The sequence below is a fragment of the Pararhizobium sp. genome, from assembly GCF_035497515.1.
Lineage (GTDB): Bacteria > Pseudomonadota > Alphaproteobacteria > Rhizobiales > Rhizobiaceae > Pararhizobium.
Window position 1 is genome coordinate 17,966 of record NZ_DATJDJ010000116.1, and the last position, 16,938, is coordinate 34,903.

Here is a 16,938-nt window from a genome sequence, read left to right on the forward strand (position 1 = left end):
TCCGGCATACCTGATCGAGGGACGACATGGCTCATCTGGCCGATACGCTTCACCTGATTCTCGGCTATATCGTACCGTTCCTTCTGGTTCTGACGCTGCTCGTCTTCGTGCACGAGATGGGGCACTATCTGGTCGGCCGCTGGTCGGGCATTCGCATCCTGGCATTTTCCGTCGGCTTCGGCCCGGAACTTTTCGGTTATACCGACAAGCACGGGACGCGCTGGAAGTTCTGCGCCGTTCCCCTGGGCGGCTATGTGAAATTCTTCGGGGACGAGGACGCGGCAAGCGTTCCGGACTACAGCCGCCTCGATCAATATTCGGCGGACGATCGCAGCCGGACATTCCTCGGGGCGAAACTGTGGAAGCGGGCGGCCACCGTCGCTGCCGGGCCGATCGCCAATTTCATCCTCGCCATCGCCATCTTCGCCGTGCTGTTTTCCATCTATGGCAAGCCGGTCGCCGATCCGATCGTTGCCGAAGTGAAGGAAAGCAGCGCCGCCGCCAAGGCTGGCGTGCTGCCGGGAGATTTGCTGGTTTCGATCGACGGCACGCCGGTGGCGACCTTCGACGATGTCCGGCGCTATGTCAGCGTCCGTCCGGAAATGCCGATCACGATCCAGATCAAGCGGCAGGGCGAGTTGCTCGACCTGCCGATGGTGCCGCAGCGCACCGAGATCACCGACCAGTTCGGCAACAAGATGGAATTGGGGATTATCGGTATCCTGACCAACCAGGAGACCGGCAATTTCCGTCTGGAGACGTTCGGTCCGATCGAGGCCGTGGGGCAGGGTGCGGTCGAAAGCTGGCATATCGTCACCGGTACGTTCGATTACCTCTCCAATCTCGTGACGGGCCGCATGAAGGCCGACCAATTGGGGGGCCCGATCCGCGTGGCGCAGGCATCAGGCCAGATGGCGACGATCGGTGTCGCTGCCGTTTTGCAACTGGCGGCGGTCCTGTCGGTTTCCATTGGACTACTCAATCTAATGCCTGTTCCGGTACTTGATGGCGGCCACCTGATGTTTTATGCGGTTGAAGCCCTGCGTGGAAAACCCGTTGGACCGCGCATGCAGGACATTGCTTTCCGCATCGGCTTCGCCATGGTCCTGATGCTGATGGTGTTTGCCACGTGGAACGATATCAGTTCGCTGCTGGGCTAGGAATTCTGGGTTCGCACCGGTGGTGCGGCCCTCGTGGAGGTGATCGGCCCTATTGGGATTTCAATGGGTTGATCGAAAGGAATTGTTTACGATAATGCAAATCTGTAGTGGCCGTTAGGACACGGTTTCAATTGAAGTAAACAGAAATTAACGTCCGACCTTGCTTGTATAGGAAAAGCGGTTAAAACGGCAACCGTGACCGGAGTCGGTACGAGTTCGCTGCGGGGCATTGGGAAGAAGGTAAGATTTATGAAAGCTGGTTCAAGATTTTTGAACGCGGTGTCGGCGTTTGCGCTGTCTGCTAGTGTGGTCGCATCGGGGACTGGCATTGTAACGCTTGCAAGTGCATCTGTCGCGGAAGCAGCAACGATTAGCCGCGTCGAAGTCCGGGGCGCCACGCGCGTCAGCCCCGAGACTGTCCGCGCCAACATCACCATCGTTCCCGGCAAGAGCTTCAGCAATGCTGAAATCGACGCTTCCGTGAAGCGCCTCTATTCCACCGGCTATTTCTCTGACGTCAGCATCAATGTTTCCGGCGGTACGCTTGTCGTTACCGTGGCCGAGAATCAGCTCGTCAACCAGGTCGTCTTCAACGGCAACCGCAAGATCAAGGACGACAAGCTGCAGGCTGTTGTCCGCACCCGGTCGCTCGGCCCGTACAGCGAGTCGACGGCCGAATACGATATCCAGGCCATCAAGGACGCTTACGCTGCCATTGGCCGCGAAGACGTGACCGTGACGACCCAGGTCGTTCCGATTGCCGAAGGCCGCGTGAACCTCGCCTTCGTCATCAATGAAGGCGACCGCACCAAGATCACCGCCATCAATTTCGTCGGCAACAACGCTTATAGCAATGGGCGTCTCGAGGCCGTCATCGCGACCAAGGAATCGGGGATATTCTCGTTCCTGAGCCGCAAGGACGTCTACAACGCCGACAAGCTGCGCGCCGACGAGGAGTTGCTGCGCCAGTTCTATTACAATCGCGGCTATGCGGATTTCCGTGTCGTCTCGTCGGATGCTGTTCTCGATGAGGCCACCAACGAATACACCGTGACGATTACCGTCGAAGAAGGCGAGCGTTACGATTTCGGCGCCGTCAATGTCGAATCGACCGTCGATGGTGTCGATGCGGAAGAGTTGAAGGGGCTGGTTCAGAGTTCGCAAGGCTCGACCTACAAGGCCAAGGACGTTCAGGCGACCATTTCGGCGATCTCCAAGCGCGTTGCCTCGCAGGGCTATCCCTTTGCGCGCGTTACGCCGCGCGGCAACCGTGATTTCGGCAATCGTACGATCGCGGTCGATTACCTCGTTGACCAGGGTGAGCGCGCCTATATCGAGCGCATCGAAATCCGCGGCAACACGCGCACGCGCGATTATGTTATCCGTCGCGAATTCGACATGAGCGAAGGCGATGCGTTCAACCAGGAAATGATCGCAACGGCAAAGCGCCGTCTCGAAGCGCTTGGTTACTTTTCGACCGTCAATATCTCGACGCAGCCTGGCTCCGCCGGCGACCGCGTCGTGGTGATTGTTGATGTGCAGGACCAGTCGACCGGTTCGTTCGGTATCGGCGCTGGCTATTCGGCCGGCAGCGGCGGCGGCTTCCTGCTCGAAGCCTCGATCGAGGAAAAGAACTTCCTCGGCCGTGGCCAGTATATTCGTCTTGCCGCAGGTCGTGGCGAAGATAGCCGGACCTACAACGTTTCGTTCACCGAGCCCTATTTCCTCGGATATCGTCTGGCTGCCGGCTTCGATATCTTCAAGAACGAAAACGACTATGACGATGACAATTACAGCTACGAAGACGAAGGCTTCAGCCTGCGCGTAACGGCGCCGATCACTGAAAAATTGTCGACGACGTTCCGGTACAACTACACCCGGATGGACTATAACGGCGATACGGATGAACTGTCGAACCCGTATGACCGCGTGGTCGATGACTCCGACTGGCTGCGTTCTTCGGTATCGAACACGATCACATACAATTCGCTCGACGATGCGACCCTGCCGCATGACGGCATTCTCGCGTCCTTCACGCAGGAATATGCAGGTCTCGGCGGCACATCCGATTTCTACAAGATTACCGGCAAGGCCAAGTGGTACTACACGCTGAATGACGACGCCGATCTGATCGCGTCGCTTGGTGGTACGGCTGGCCATGTGTTCAGCACCGGCGGCGAAATGGAAGTGTTCGACCAGTTCCAGTTGGGTAACAACGATATTCGCGGTTTCGAACGTAACGGTGTCGGTCCGCGCATGCAAAATGGCGACGCCCTCGGCGGTACGACATATTTTACGGCCTCTGCTGAAGCAACGTTCCCGCTGCCGTTCGTTTCGCGTGACGCTGGCTTCCGCGGAGCGATTTTTGCGGATGCCGGCACGCTTTACGGCAATGAAGTGAACCTCACTTACAAGGGGACTACTGATAAGACCGAAGGCGGAACGGGGGCTTCTCTGCGTGCGTCCGTCGGTGTCGGCCTGATCTGGGCATCGCCGTTCGGTCCGTTGCGTGTCGACTATGCAATCCCGATCGCCAAGGAAGACTACGACAGGGTTCAGAACCTCAAGTTCGGTATCTCTTCGTCCTTCTGATCCTTGCAGTCCAGAACTGCCTGCCAAAACTGTTCTGGAGTTGGCCATGGAAAACAATTGGTTCTTCCCACCGCATGATGGGGTTCGCCTGAGTGATCTGGCGGACCGGATCGGTGCGTCCCTGGAGGACAAGGCAGTGGCCGACCGGCTTGTTCGGTCGGTTTCGCCGGTTTACCGCGCGAGGGAGGGCGACATATGCTATATGCTGTCCCGAAAGAACCGTGATGAGTTGGCGACCTGTCAGGCGACGGCGATCATCTGCGACACGACGATTGCATCGCTTGTTCCATCCCATATCCCCGTTCTGTTGACCGCGAATACGCATCAGGCGCACACGGCCTTTGCCTTGGCGGGGTCGATCCTGCATCCAGACGCCATGCGCCCGGTCCAGAACCTGTCAGCTTCGTCCGGCGTTTCTCCGGCCGCCTTTGTCGATCCGGCCGCGCAACTCGAGGATGATGTTCATGTCGAGGCGACGGCCGTTATCGGCGCAGGCGTTCATATCGGGGCCGGAACACGCATTGCCGCCGGCGCCGTGATCGGCCCGGGTGTGCGGATCGGGCGCGACTGCACGATTTCGACCGGCGCCAGCGTGCTGTATTCGCTTGTCGGCAACGAGGTCATCATTCATCCGGGCGCGCGCATCGGCCAGGACGGTTTCGGCAATGCGCCGGGACCGCGCGGCGGCATGATCAAGATCGTCCAGATCGGCCGCGTCATCTTGCAGGATCGCGTCGAGATTGGTGCCAATACGACAATCGACCGTGGCGCCATGGACGACACGGTGGTCGGCGAGGGCACCAAGATCGATAATCAGGTTCAGGTTGGCCACAATGTCCGCATTGGTCGGCATTGCGGTATCGCAGCGCAAGTCGGTATTGCCGGAAGTACGCGTATCGGCGATGGCGTGCTGATCGGCGGTGCGGCTGCCATCAACGGACATATCACCATCGGCGACAGAGCCCAGATCGCCGCGATGAGCGGCGTCGCGGCGGATGTTCCGCCCGGCGAGCGTTACGGCGGCATACCGGCACGGCCCATGCGTGAGTTCCTCCGCGACATCGCGGAAATGACGGCACGGGCTCATAACAGGCAGAAGAAATCGGGAGGCAACGATGAGTGAAGCAGGAACCACCGTTCTCGGCACGGCCGATATACGGGAAATCTTGAAGTTGCTCCCCCATCGTTATCCGTTCCTGCTGGTGGACCGGATCATCGAGATCGACGGCGACAATTCGGCGATCGGCATCAAGAACGTCACGGCGAACGAGCCGCATTTCACCGGGCATTTTCCCGAACAGCCGATCATGCCGGGCGTGCTCCTGATCGAGGGCATGGCGCAGACCGCCGGCGCGATCTGCGCCCGCAAGACTGGCGACGGCAGCAATCTCGTTTATTTCATGACCATCGACAATGCCCGCTTTCGCAAGCCGGTCGTGCCTGGCGACCGCGTCGAGTATCATGTCGTCAAGCAAAAGCAGCGCGGCAATATCTGGAAATTTCACTGTGACGCAAAAGTTGACGGGCAACTTGTTGCGGAAGCTGATATCGGCGCGATGATTATCAGCAAGGAAGACGCCTGACCATGATTGCCTCCACTGCGAAGATCCATCCGCTCTCGGTCATCGAAGACGGAGCGGTGATCGGCGACAACGTCGTTGTCGGTCCCTTCTGCCATATCGGGCCGAGGGTGACGCTCGCAGACAATGTCGAACTGATCAGCCATGTCGTCGTGCTTGGGCGTACGACGGTCGGCAAGGGCTCGAAGATTTTTCCTTCGGCTGTCATCGGCGGGGATTCGCAAAGCGTGCACCACAGCGCCGTCGATACGACGTTGGTGATCGGTGAAAACTGCACCATCCGCGAAGGTGTGACGATGAACACCGGCACGGTCGAGCACGGCGGCACGACGATCGTCGGCGACAACAACCTGTTCCTCGCCTATTCGCACGTGGCGCATGACTGCCGGCTCGGCAACAACATCATCCTGTCGAACAATGTGATGCTGGCCGGTCATGTCACGGTCGGCGACAGGGCCATCCTGGGCGGCGGTTCCGCCGTGCACCAGTTCACCCGCATCGGTCGCCAGGCGTTCATCGGGGGGCTTTCTGCCGTGGCCTATGACGTCATTCCGTTTGGCATGTTGAATGGAAATCCGGGACTGCTCGGTGGTCTCAACGTCGTCGGCATGAGCAGGTCCGGCATTGAAAAACCGGTCATCCACGCGGTTCGCCGGGCCTATAAGCAGATATTCGAAGGTCCGGAATCGATCCGCGCCAACGCCGCCGCGATCCGCGGCGATTATGTCGATTGCCCGCCGGCACTCGAGATCCTCGACTTCATCGCTGCGGAAAGCGACCGCGCGCTGTCGTCGCCCACGAGGGGCAGCAAGGGCTGAAGCGGATGAGCTTGGACAGCTGGCCAGAGGTCAAGGACCAGATCAAAGACCGGCTGGCGATCATCGCTGGCAGCGGTCTGTTGCCCTTACATGTCGCGCAGGCCGCGCGCATCCATGGCGAAAACCCGTTCATCATCGCGCTTGCCAATGAATCCGATCGAGACTGGTCGTCCTTCGATCACACGACGCTCGGTATCGGCAATTTCAAGGCAATCAGTGGCGTGTTCCGCGATGCCGGGATCGGGCGTGTCGTCATGTCCGGCGCCGTGCGCCGCCGTCCGGACTGGCGTGACATCAAGCCGACGCTCAGGAGCCTTGCGAAAGTCCCGAGTGTCCTGCGCACGCTGCTTTCGGGTGGTGATGATGCTGTTCTCAAGATGGCGATCGAACTTATCGAAACCAACGGCGCGCGTGTCATCGGCGTCCAGGAGATCGTGCCGGAACTCCTGGCGGATGTCGGCACGCTTGGCCGTTGCTCGCCGGGCACGGAAGACCAGGCGGATATTGAGGCGGCAGAGGCTGCTGCCATAGCGCTTGGCCATCTCGATGTCGGGCAGGGCGCCGTCGCCGTCGGTGGCCGTGTCGTCGCGCTGGAGGGACCGGAGGGTACCGACGCCATGCTGGAGCGCGTGGCGAAGCTGAAAGCGGACGGACGCATCTCCAGCCGCCGCAGGGGCGTTCTCGTCAAGCTGTGCAAGCCACAACAGGACCTGCGCGCCGACTTGCCGTCGGTCGGCCCCTCGACCATCAAGGGCGCACAGGCGGCAGGTCTTGCCGGCATTGCTGTCGAGGCGGGTCGCGCGCTGGTGCTGGAACGAGCCGAAATGATCAAGCTGGCCGACGACGCTGGGCTTTTCATTGCCGGCATCGATCGGGCGTTGCTGCGGGGCATGCGATGACGGGACGATCGCTGAAGCTTGCCGTCATCGCCGGTGAAGTCTCCGGTGACCTTCTGGGCGCGGACCTCGTCAAGTCACTACGCTCCCTCGTTACGGGCGAACTCTCGCTGGTAGGCGTCGGCGGCGAGGGGCTTGAGGCGGAAGGCCTCGTTTCCCTGTTCGATTATTCCGAACTGTCGATCATGGGCATATCGCAGGTTCTGGCACGGCTGCCGAAGCTGATCCTGCGCATCCGCCAGACCGCCGCCGCCATCGTCGCGGCAAGGCCGGATATCCTCGTCGTCATCGACAGCCCGGATTTCACCCATCGCGTCGCGCGCATCGTGCGCAAGTCCCTGCCGGACCTGCCGATCGTCAACTACGTCTGCCCCAGCGTCTGGGCGTGGAAGCAGGAGCGCGCCGTCAAGATGCGCCCCTATGTCGATCATGTCCTCGCTGTCCTGCCGTTCGAGCCGGAGGTCATGAAGCGCCTCGGCGGCCCGCCGACGACCTATGTCGGCCATCGGCTGGCAAGCGATGCCAATGTGCTCTCGGTCCGGGGCCGGCAGGCGGCAAAGCAGGACGATGCTCTGAATACGGATACCGCCACCTGTCTGCTTCTTCCAGGTTCGCGTGGCAGCGAGATCAGACGCCTTCTGCCGGATTTCGGCGAGACGGCTGCGCAATTGCGGGCGCGGCATCCCGGCATGCGATTCCTGCTCCCGACGGTTCCGAAACAGGAAGCCCTTGTGCGGGAGATTATTGTATCCTGGGCCGTCAAGCCGGAGATCAGCGTTGGGGCAGCCGCCAAATGGCAGGCTTTTGCCGCCGCCGATGCGGCCTTGGCCGCGTCCGGGACGGTGATCCTGGAACTCGGCCTGTGCGGCATTCCCGTCATCTCGACCTACAAAGCCGACTGGATCATCCGGTTGATGCACAAGCGAATCAAGATCTGGACGGCGGCGATCCCCAATCTGGTGGCCGATTATCCGGTCGTGCCGGAATATCTCAACGAGGCGATCAAGCCGGGCGCCCTGTTGCGCTGGATGGAGCGGCTGACGGCGCCGACGCCGGAGCGTATGGCAATGCTGGACGGCTTCCGTACCGTCTGGCAGCGCATGGCGACGGAGAGGCCGCCGGGCGAATCCGCTGCGCGCGTCGTGCTTCAGGTCCTCAACGAAAAAAAGCCCGGCTGACCGGGCTTTTTCAAGAGGCGATCTTCAAGCTTAGCGCTTGGAAACGGGAACGTAGTCGCGTTCCGACTCGCCGATATAGAGCTGGCGCGGCCGGCCGATGCGCTGTTCCGGATCCTCGATCATCTCGTTCCACTGGGCGATCCAGCCGACGGTGCGGGCAAGCGCGAACAGCACGGTGAACATGGTCGTGGGGAAGCCCAGCGCCTTCAGCGTGATGCCGGAATAGAAGTCGATGTTCGGATAGAGCTTCTTCTCGATGAAATAGCTGTCCGTCAGCGCGATGCGTTCCAGCTCCATCGCCACTTCGAGCAACGGATCGTCCTTGTGGCCAAGCTCGGCCAGCACTTCATGCGTGGTCTTCTGCATGATCTTGGCGCGCGGATCGTAGTTCTTGTAGACCCGGTGGCCGAAGCCCATCAGGCGGAACGGATCGTTCTTGTCCTTGGCTCTCGCGACAAATTCCGGAATGCGGTCGACCGTGCCGATTTCGGCGAGCATGTTCAAGGCAGCCTCGTTCGCGCCGCCATGGGCCGGTCCCCAGAGGCAGGCGATGCCGGCCGCGATGCAGGCAAAGGGATTGGCGCCCGACGAGCCGGCAAGACGCACGGTGGATGTCGAAGCGTTCTGCTCGTGATCCGCGTGCAGGATGAAGATGCGGTCCATGGCGCGCGACAGCACCGGATTGACGACATATTCCTCGCAAGGAACGGCAAAGCACATGCGCAGGAAGTTCGACGCATAGTCGAGGTCGTTCTTCGGGTAAACGAAGGGCTGGCCGATATGGTATTTGAAGGCCATGGCCGCAAGCGTCGGCATCTTGGCGATCATGCGCAGGCTGGCGACCATGCGCTGATGCGGATCGGTGATGTCGGTGGAATCGTGATAGAAGGCCGAGAGCGCGCCGACGCAGCCGCACATGACGGCCATCGGATGGGCATCGCGGCGGAAGCCGGTAAAGAAGCGCGACACCTGTTCATGCACCATCGTATGGTGGGTGACGCGGTAATCGAAATCCTTCTTCTGTGCCGCTGTCGGCAGTTCGCCATAGAGCAGCAGGTAGCAGACTTCCAGGAAATCGCCGTGTTCTGCCAATTGTTCGATCGGATAGCCGCGGTGCAGCAGAATGCCTTCGTCGCCATCGATATAGGTGATCTTGGATTCGCACGAAGCTGTCGAGGTGAAGCCGGGATCGTACGTAAATTGGCCGGTCTGTTTGTAGAGCGTGCCGATATCGACAACGTCCGGACCAATGGACCCCGATCGTACCGGCAATTCCACCGTTTTGTCATTGACCGTTACAACTGCGCTTTTTCCTGTCATGGGGATCCTCCGTTTGCAGCAAATTGGCACACAATTATGCCGCAGTTATTAACGTTGACCATGTGCTATCCGATTTGATCCCGACTGCCAAGTTGAACCAAAGGCAAATTGTGCGACGCAAAAACAGGCATATGGCGCCGCAATAATCGCACGTTCCGGCCGCAAGGCCAATGCCGCAGCCGGGCAAAAAACAGTCAGCGCGGCGTGTATTCAAATTCGTGCTCAATTTTTAGGCTGTTTCTGGTCGGTTGCATTTTATCGATCCACTCGGCACACTGGCCCATTGTGGTGGTGGAACGGCGTCCATGAGAGAGGGGCGGGAGCAGGAAACAGCGTGGCCCTCGCAATTTCCGGGCCTCACGCCCGATGGGCCGGAGAGGGCCGCCGAGCGTGCCGATGCGCGAAACATGCCTGTCGAACGCCGCTCCGGCACAGCTCCCGGCCCAGGTTCAGGCCAACTCGGACGCTCGATCATCGCCGGCCTTCGCGCTCGAAACTGGCGTACGGCGATCGTCATGGCGCTTGATGAGGAACAGGCTTTTGGTCATGGCTTCCTGTTTCTGCCGGTATTTCTCGGCGCCGGTGCGCTTTTCTGGTTTTCGCTGCCGCAGACGCCCGGCTTTTCCGAACTTGCACTGCTGATATGCGTATTTGGCATGGCGGCGGTGCTGTTGCGGCATTCGCCGGGATTGAGACGAAGCGCTGCCATTTTCACATTTCTGTTCGTCGCCGGCATGATGCTTGCCGCCTGGGAAACCCGGCGCGCCGATACCGTGATGCTCGACTCGCCGGTGACCACCCGAATTCAGGGCAGGGTCGTTGCGCGGGAAACGACAGATCGTGGTCATTGGCGTTATACCGTCGTCCTGGCCGAAACGTCCGATCCGGTCCTGAAGCGGCCTCCGGAGCGGGTCACGCTTCTATCGCGCAGCCGCGAAGCGCCGATCGCGATCGGCGGAGGCGTCGAGGGCAGGGTGCGCCTGTCACCCCCATCCGGTGCAGCACTTCCCGGCCTCAACGATTTTGCCTTCGACAGCTATTTCAAGGGAATCGGCGCTGTTGGCTATTTCTATGGGAAGCCAAAGTCGGTCGCCAGCCCTGATAGCGTCGCCCATGGCCCGATGGCGGCATGGCGAGGAAAGGCACTGGAGCGGATCGCCGGCTGGCGCGAGGCGATCGGCGCGCGCATCCGCGCAACGATCGGTGGCGATGCCGGCGCGATCGCCGCGGCGCTGGTCACCGCCGAGGAGCGCGCCATCAGCCGACCGACGGTCGAGGCGCTGCGCGAAGCGGGACTGGCGCATGTCCTGGCGATCTCGGGTCTCAACATGGTGCTGGTCGCCGGCACCTTCCTCATCGGCGCACGGACGCTTCTGAGCCTCGTGCCCGGCCTGGCGCACCGGTTCGCCATCAAGAAGCTGGCCGCGGTCGGCGCCCTGGTCATGGTGTTCTTCTATATCCTCATCTCGGGCGGTGCGGTGTCGGCGATCCGGTCCTGGATCATGATCTCGATCATGCTGGTGGCCGTGTTGTTCGACAGGCCGTCGATCAGCCTGCGCAATGTCGCCCTGTCGGCTCTCGTCATCCTCGTCGTCACGCCGTCGGCCGTCACCGGCCCCGGTTTCCAGATGTCGTTTGCGGCGACGCTCGCATTGGTGGCCGGCTACGGACATTGGCGCGAGCGGCCAAGCCGCGACATGCTGCCGATCACCATGCGGACCCGGTCGCTCACACTCGTCGGCGGCTTTTTCGGCGGGTTGCTCCTGAGTTCCCTGATCGGCGGCCTCTCGACGATGATCTATTCCGCCGGTCATTTCCACCGGCTTGCCGCCTATGGATTGATCGGCAATATCCTCGCCATGCCGGTCATCAGCGTGCTCGTCATGCCGTTCGGACTTCTCGCCATGCTGCTCATGCCCTTCGGTCTCGATTACTATCCGTTGCTGGTGATGGGACAGGGGCTGGAATGGATGATCGCCATCGCAGATCTCGTTTCTTCATGGGGCGGCGAGGTGGCGACCGGAAGGGTGCCGCAAGGCGCCTTCCTGCTGATTGCCGCCGGTGGCGTGCTCGCCTGCCTGTTTCGCACCTGGCTTGCGCTCTCCGGCATCCTCGTGATCGTCGTCGGGCTTTTCGCCGGCTGGTCGGGAGAGACTGTCCGCCCGGTCCTGGCCGTTGCCGAGGATGGGCGCCTCGTCGCTCTCATCGATCACAAGGCCGTTGCGAGCAACCGCGCGCGGCCGGGCGATTTCGTGTTTTCGCAATGGCAAAGAGCGTTGCGGCTGGAGGCGCACGAAAAACCCGTTACCCGGGATGATCTGGGCCTCGACGAGCCGGCCGAAGTGGCTGCCGCTCCCGACGCAACCGGCGCGACGCGAAGGCACAGGCCGCCATTTGACCCTAGGGAAGCGCGGTCCGCCCTCAAGAAACTGGTCGCGGAGGCACCAGGAGGGCGATTTGCTTGCGTTGCGAAACAATGGTGTGCGGCCACGACGCGGCAGGGATGGCTCATCGTCACCGTGGAGGATGCGCGCCTTGTCGGTGCCGCCTGCGACCAGGCCGATATTGTCGTGACCCCGGTGATGCTGCGGTTTTTCGCCTGCCGCTCGGGCGCATTGCTTCTGAGCGGGCAAAGCTTGCGGCGGACGGGTGCCGTCGAGATTTACGCCGCCGCCGCCGATGGTGGCGCCAGGCCGGCCGATAAGGCGGATATGCGGGTGGTTCAGGCGCAGGAACAGTTACAGCGCCCTTGGGCACGCCACAGGACCTATGACTGGCACAGCGGAACCTTCGACAGCACCGCCGCGGCCGAGTAGCCGACGCGCCGGACGAGGGACGGCGGCGGTTGCCTGTTATTTCTTGATTGTGATACTCAACAAATACTTGTCTCTGCGCCTCGGTCTGTCGTAAGAAGCCGCGACGGCGGTCGGCCAATGCGTTCGGCTGCAAGACGGATTGCACCCTGCCTTGCCGGTCGGCGGGTGCTTATAAGAGGACAGGTCATGGCAAAGCTGACAATGGCGAAATGGGTGGTGATGGGGACGATGCTGCTGGCGCTGTCGGGCGCGGGCGCTCTCCACGCACAGGATACGCCGGCGACGGCTCCCGAGGCAGCCACGCAGCAACCGGTCGAGATAGCGCCGATGGGCGCGGATGCAGATCAGGTGCCGACGATCGAGACGGATGCGGCGCAAGGTGAGGCGCCTGATCGGACCCTGCCGCACAATCTCTCGCCGCTCGGCATGTTCATGGCCGCCGATATCGTCGTCAAGGGCGTCATGGGCGCCTTGGCCCTGGCGTCGGTGGCAAGCTGGGCGATCCTCCTCGTCAAGCTTCTTGAAATCGGCTCTGCCAAGGCCGGCGCAAGGAAGGCGGCACGGACCCTGTCGGATGCGGTTTTCCTGCGAGATGTCAGGCAAAAGGCGACGGAGGCAAAAGATCCGACGACGCAGATGATCGCCGTCGCCGCAAAGGAACTGGAAAAATCAGATGCGGTGCTCGATCTCGTCTCGACACAGGGCGTCAAGGAGCGCGTGACATCGCATTTGTCGCGCATCGAGGCAGGGGCCGGCAAGCGCATCGCCAGCGGTACCGGCGTGCTGGCGACGATCGGTTCGATCTCGCCTTTCGTCGGGCTGTTCGGCACCGTCTGGGGCATCATGAATTCCTTCATCGGGATCAGCCAGGCCCAGACGACCAATCTGGCGATCGTGGCGCCGGGCATTGCCGAAGCCTTGCTGGCAACCGCCATCGGCCTCGTTGCCGCCATTCCCGCCGTCGTCATCTACAATTATTTTGCCCGCTCGATCAGCGGTTACCGGCTGATCCTCGCCGATGCCGCAGCGGCGGTGGAGCGGCTGGTCAGCCGCGAACTTGATTTCCGCCAGGCCGACCGGCTCGGATCCCGCAAAGGTGAAGGCCAGGCGCGTGCCGATGCCGGCATGGCACGGATCGGATAAGTCATGGCTGGCAGGATCAAGGAAGCCGAAGGCGATCTCGAGGAAAACAGCGAAATCAACGTCACGCCGTTCATCGACGTGATGCTGGTGCTGCTGATCATCTTCATGGTGGCGGCGCCGCTTGCGACGGTCGATATGAAGGTCGATCTGCCGCAATCGGCGGCGCGGCCGGAAAAGCGCGAGGACAAGCCCGTCTTCGTCACTTTGAAGGCCGATCTTACCCTCGCTCTGGGCAATGACATGGTGGGCCGCGATGGCTTCATCGACGCGCTCAGGCAGATGACCGAGGGCGATACCCAGGCGCGAATCCTGCTGCGTGCCGACAAGGCCGTCGGCTATGGCGAACTGATGACGGTGATGAACCTCATCCAGAAGGCGGGCTATTCCAAAATCGGTCTGGTGGGCCTGGAAGCGGCGCCGGCCGGCTAGAACTTGTAGCCGAGCGACAGGCCGGCGCGGCTCAGGCCGTCATTCGGTCCGTCGCAGAGATTGGCATGCGATGCGTGATCGGCGGTCGCCAGCAGCTGCCAATTGTCGCTCACCCGATATCCGAGTGCGACCTGTTCGCGAAACAGAAAGCGGCAGCCGAGCTTCGGTTCGTCTGCCGGACCGCTATCCAGATTGCCGTTGTGCACGGTGCCGCCAAGACCGAGTTCGACGAAGAGGCGGTCGGTAAGATCGGCGCTCCAGCTGAAGCCGCCATAGACCTGATCGACCCCGTTGCCGGTGCCGACCGAGGCGCCGAGATAGATGCGCGGCTCGAGCAGAGACTGCTGCCAACTGGCCGGCTCGCCGCTCGACAGGGGATCGAAGAAAATCGTCGCCGATGGAAACACGCCCGTTTCGCCCGAATTATCGCTGACCGATCCACTCACGCCGAAACGGAGTTCGTCGAAAACACTGTCGGCTGCGTGCGCCTGTCCTGCAGGCTGCCAAAGAAACAGAGCCGCCGAAAGCAAGGCAAGCCCGGTTGCGGGAAGGCGTGATGGCTGAACGTTCATGCTATCTCCCGGATCGCTCCGCGATTCGTCAAAGTCTCTCGGATAATCTGCCCGAGATTTTTTCCACTGCAAGCCGGAATAGCGCCCGGCGCTTTCGTGAAGCTTGCTTTTTTGACAGAACTGCATTCCATAGCTTGAAACGGGTGCCTCGCGGATTTATGAGCATGGCGTTGACCGGCCGCCGATGGTTGCCGGTTGTTGTTGCGCCGGCGAAGCGCAATGCCGGACGGTGATCCGGATCATGAGGGCATTGATATGGATTTCGAAGCAGCACGCATCAAAATGGTCGACAACCAGATCCGCACGACGGATGTCACGTCGCATGCCGTTCTTTCGGCCTTCCTGTCGGTGCCGCGCGAAGAATTCGTGCCCGACCGGATGAAGGCGCTTGCCTATATCGACACGGATGTCGAATTGTCGGATGAACCGGCCATTGAGCGGCGCTACCTGATGGAACCCTCGCCGATGGCGAAACTCCTGCAACTGGCGGCGATCGCAAAGAGCGACAGGGTTCTCGAAATCGGCTCAGGCACCGGTTATGGCGCGGCGATCCTTGCGCAGCTGGCCGATACGGTGGTGGCGCTCGAGAGTGACGGCGCTCTTGCTGCACAGGCGTCAGAAACCCTTGCCCGCCTTGGTTACTCTTCCGTCGTCGTCGTCAATGGCGATCTCGAGCAGGGCCATACCGCAGCCGCGCCCTATGACGTGATTTTCGTCCATGGCGCCGTGGAAACGGTACCGTCCGCACTTTGCGAACAGCTTGCCGAGGGTGGCCGGCTGGTGGCGGTCGTCGGGGCGGGCAATGCGTCGCGTGCCCGGCTCTTCCTCAAGGAGAGCGGCAAGACATCCGAACGACTTGCCTTCAATACCGCCGTCAAGCCGCTGCCAGGCTTTCGCCTTAGCCGCGAATTCGTATTTTAAAGGATTGGCGCCAAAGCCGCGCGCCACATCGGTTGCGATGTGGCGATTTGGCAACGGGCCTTTCGTTTCTCTCCGGCGCTGCCCGGCCCGGTGACTGCGATCGGTTGCCGGTCTTTCAAATTAAAGCTTCAAAGAGACATCTTGCGGACGACCGGATGAGGCTTTGCTTCGTCTGTCGGTCAGCTGGAGACCGCAAGACGTGGCGTCGCCGGGGGGCGTGCCTCTGTCCCGCGAACTGAGCATGCAGGCTTCCATACGGAGTAGAGATCGTGACGAGTTTGCGCAAATCGGCCGCGGCGGCTGTACTGTCTGCGGCCCTTTGGCTGATGCCCTGCGGCGTTTCCGCCGAAACGATCTTCGATGCGATGGCCAAGGCCTACCGGAACAATCCGGACCTGAACGCTGTGCGTGCCGGGCTGAGGGCAACCGACGAGGGCGTGCCGATCGCCAAGTCCGGCTATCGGCCGAGAATAGGGGCGACGGCCCAGGGAACGTTCACGCGGCTGGGGACCGAGAGACTCAGTCCGTTTTTTCCTGCCACTCCCCTGATACAGAATGATTTCCATACCGGCTCCGCCAGCATCACCATCACGCAGCAGGTGTTCGATGGTTTCCAGACCCTCAACAATGTGAAGGCGGCGGAAGCCAATGTCTTTTCCAGCCGCGAGACCTTGAAGGCCAACGAGATTTCCATCCTGCTGGCGGCCGCGCAATCCTATGCCAATATCGCGCGCGACCAGCGCGTCGTTTCCATTCGCAAGCGTAACCTTGCCTTCCTCAAGGAGCAGTTGAACGCCGCCCGGTCGCGTCTCGACGTGGGCGAGGGCACGCGTACCGATGTCAGCCAGGCCGAGGCGGAACTGGCGGGCGCGCAGGCGATCCTGGTCAATGCCGTCTCCCAGCTGAAGCAGAGCGAAGCCCTTTACGTGCAGATCGTCGGCGATGCGCCGAGGGGCGTCAAGCAACCGGCGCCGGCCTCGAAGGCGTTGCCGAAAAGCCTGGACCAGGCGGTCGCCGCCGGCTTGCGCGACCATCCGACGATCGCCGCCGCCCAATATAGTGTCGATGCAGCCGGCTACCGGGTGAAATCGGCGGAGGGCACCATGCTTCCAGGCGTGGTGGTGCAGGGCGCGTTGACGCGCAATACAACAAATCGGGAGGAGAACTTCAACCGCAGTGCTGATACCTCCAATGCCTCCATTACCGCCAGGCTTGAAGTGCCGCTCTATCAGGGTGGCGCCGAATACGGCCAGATCAGGCAGGCCAAGGAGCGGATGGGACAGCAGCAGATCCTCGTCGATTCGGCGCGGGCCGAAGTCCAGCAGACCATTGTTTCGGCGCATGCGCAGTTCGAGGCCGCGCTGGCCACGACCAGCGCCAACAAGGCACAGGTCAGTGCCGCGAACATGGCCCTGGCCGGTGTCATCGAGGAGCGCAAGGTTGGCCAGCGCACGACGCTGGACGTACTGGACGCGCAACAGAGCGTGCTCGTTGCCGAGGAGAGCCTCGTCGC

The 16,938-nt window shown here is 61.5% G+C and carries 14 protein-coding genes; 12 read left to right on the forward strand and 2 right to left on the reverse strand.

The window, feature by feature from the left end:
* The first annotated feature begins 26 nt into the window (after nt 1-26).
* The 7 genes from rseP to lpxB all read left to right on the forward strand — a co-directional run bounded on the left by rseP (nt 27) and on the right by lpxB (nt 8,224).
* Nucleotides 27-1,160 (forward strand): RIP metalloprotease RseP, encoded by a 1,134-nt coding sequence (rseP, locus tag VL202_RS12565; RefSeq protein WP_325464456.1) that lies wholly within the window; start codon nt 27-29, stop codon nt 1,158-1,160.
* Nucleotides 1,161-1,409: 249 nt separating this feature from the next.
* Nucleotides 1,410-3,752 (forward strand): outer membrane protein assembly factor BamA, encoded by a 2,343-nt coding sequence (gene bamA / locus VL202_RS12570; protein WP_325464457.1) that lies wholly within the window; start codon nt 1,410-1,412, stop codon nt 3,750-3,752.
* 46 nt (nt 3,753-3,798) lie between these two features.
* On the forward strand, nt 3,799-4,875 hold the full coding sequence (gene lpxD / locus VL202_RS12575; protein ID WP_325464458.1) for a UDP-3-O-(3-hydroxymyristoyl)glucosamine N-acyltransferase: 1,077 nt from the start codon (nt 3,799-3,801) through the stop codon (nt 4,873-4,875).
* Nucleotides 4,868-5,335, forward strand: coding sequence for a 3-hydroxyacyl-ACP dehydratase FabZ (fabZ, locus tag VL202_RS12580; RefSeq protein WP_325464459.1), 468 nt, complete (start codon nt 4,868-4,870; stop codon nt 5,333-5,335). Before lpxD ends, fabZ begins: the two co-directional genes overlap by 8 nt.
* Before the next feature lie 2 nt (nt 5,336-5,337).
* Nucleotides 5,338-6,150 (forward strand): acyl-ACP--UDP-N-acetylglucosamine O-acyltransferase, encoded by an 813-nt coding sequence (lpxA, locus tag VL202_RS12585; protein WP_414692848.1) that lies wholly within the window; start codon nt 5,338-5,340, stop codon nt 6,148-6,150.
* Nucleotides 6,151-6,155: 5 nt separating this feature from the next.
* Nucleotides 6,156-7,049, forward strand: coding sequence for an LpxI family protein (locus tag VL202_RS12590; RefSeq protein WP_325464460.1), 894 nt, complete (start codon nt 6,156-6,158; stop codon nt 7,047-7,049).
* Nucleotides 7,046-8,224 (forward strand): lipid-A-disaccharide synthase, encoded by a 1,179-nt coding sequence (gene lpxB / locus VL202_RS12595; RefSeq protein WP_325464461.1) that lies wholly within the window; start codon nt 7,046-7,048, stop codon nt 8,222-8,224. The genes VL202_RS12590 and lpxB overlap by 4 nt, the downstream gene beginning before the upstream one ends.
* Before the next feature lie 30 nt (nt 8,225-8,254).
* Here the strand turns inward: lpxB and gltA are convergent, their stop codons facing one another.
* A complete protein-coding gene (gene gltA / locus VL202_RS12600; RefSeq protein WP_325464462.1) occupies nt 8,255-9,544 on the reverse strand; it encodes a citrate synthase in 1,290 nt (429 codons plus the stop codon).
* Between the two features lie 305 nt (nt 9,545-9,849).
* Between gltA and VL202_RS12605 the strand changes: the two genes are divergently transcribed.
* The 3 genes from VL202_RS12605 (at nt 9,850) to exbD (ending at nt 13,932) form a co-directional block, all read left to right on the forward strand.
* On the forward strand, nt 9,850-12,360 hold the full coding sequence (locus VL202_RS12605) for a ComEC/Rec2 family competence protein (protein WP_325464463.1): 2,511 nt from the start codon (nt 9,850-9,852) through the stop codon (nt 12,358-12,360).
* A gap of 219 nt (nt 12,361-12,579) precedes the next feature.
* The gene (exbB, locus tag VL202_RS12610) at nt 12,580-13,503 is read left to right on the forward strand and encodes a tonB-system energizer ExbB (protein ID WP_414692849.1); all 924 of its coding nucleotides are present in this window, start codon (nt 12,580-12,582) and stop codon (nt 13,501-13,503) included.
* A 3-nt stretch (nt 13,504-13,506) separates the two neighbouring features.
* The gene (exbD, locus tag VL202_RS12615) at nt 13,507-13,932 is read left to right on the forward strand and encodes a TonB system transport protein ExbD (protein ID WP_056335377.1); all 426 of its coding nucleotides are present in this window, start codon (nt 13,507-13,509) and stop codon (nt 13,930-13,932) included.
* Here the strand turns inward: exbD and VL202_RS12620 are convergent.
* A complete protein-coding gene (locus VL202_RS12620) occupies nt 13,929-14,504 on the reverse strand; it encodes an acyloxyacyl hydrolase (protein ID WP_056335375.1) in 576 nt (191 codons plus the stop codon). The two genes, exbD and VL202_RS12620, sit on opposite strands and share 4 nt — an antisense overlap.
* Before the next feature lie 255 nt (nt 14,505-14,759).
* Here VL202_RS12620 and VL202_RS12625 point away from each other — a divergent pair, with 255 nt between their 5' ends.
* Nucleotides 14,760-15,425 carry a protein-L-isoaspartate O-methyltransferase gene (locus VL202_RS12625; RefSeq protein ID WP_325464466.1) on the forward strand — a complete coding sequence of 222 codons (666 nt, stop codon included), beginning with the start codon at nt 14,760-14,762 and terminating at the stop codon, nt 15,423-15,425.
* 266 nt (nt 15,426-15,691) lie between these two features.
* A partial coding sequence (locus VL202_RS12630) for a TolC family outer membrane protein (protein WP_325464467.1) occupies nt 15,692-16,938 on the forward strand: 1,247 nt, incomplete at its 3' end.

Bases quoted from the DNA above. Each gene is read 5' to 3' on its own strand.
- VL202_RS12590 (WP_325464460.1), top strand. From the start codon at position 6,156: ATGAGCTTGGACAGCTGGCCAGAGGTCAAGGACCAGATCAAAGACCGG.
- rseP (WP_325464456.1), top strand. From the start codon at position 27: ATGGCTCATCTGGCCGATACGCTTCACCTGATTCTCGGCTATATCGTA.
- exbB (WP_414692849.1), top strand. From the start codon at position 12,580: ATGGGGACGATGCTGCTGGCGCTGTCGGGCGCGGGCGCTCTCCACGCA.
- lpxA (WP_414692848.1), top strand. From the start codon at position 5,338: ATGATTGCCTCCACTGCGAAGATCCATCCGCTCTCGGTCATCGAAGAC.
- bamA (WP_325464457.1), top strand. From the start codon at position 1,410: ATGAAAGCTGGTTCAAGATTTTTGAACGCGGTGTCGGCGTTTGCGCTG.
- VL202_RS12625 (WP_325464466.1), top strand. From the start codon at position 14,760: ATGGATTTCGAAGCAGCACGCATCAAAATGGTCGACAACCAGATCCGC.
- VL202_RS12605 (WP_325464463.1), top strand. From the start codon at position 9,850: ATGAGAGAGGGGCGGGAGCAGGAAACAGCGTGGCCCTCGCAATTTCCG.
- fabZ (WP_325464459.1), top strand. From the start codon at position 4,868: ATGAGTGAAGCAGGAACCACCGTTCTCGGCACGGCCGATATACGGGAA.
- exbD (WP_056335377.1), top strand. From the start codon at position 13,507: ATGGCTGGCAGGATCAAGGAAGCCGAAGGCGATCTCGAGGAAAACAGC.
- lpxB (WP_325464461.1), top strand. From the start codon at position 7,046: ATGACGGGACGATCGCTGAAGCTTGCCGTCATCGCCGGTGAAGTCTCC.
- gltA (WP_325464462.1), bottom strand. From the start codon at position 9,544: ATGACAGGAAAAAGCGCAGTTGTAACGGTCAATGACAAAACGGTGGAA.
- lpxD (WP_325464458.1), top strand. From the start codon at position 3,799: ATGGAAAACAATTGGTTCTTCCCACCGCATGATGGGGTTCGCCTGAGT.
- VL202_RS12620 (WP_056335375.1), bottom strand. From the start codon at position 14,504: ATGAACGTTCAGCCATCACGCCTTCCCGCAACCGGGCTTGCCTTGCTT.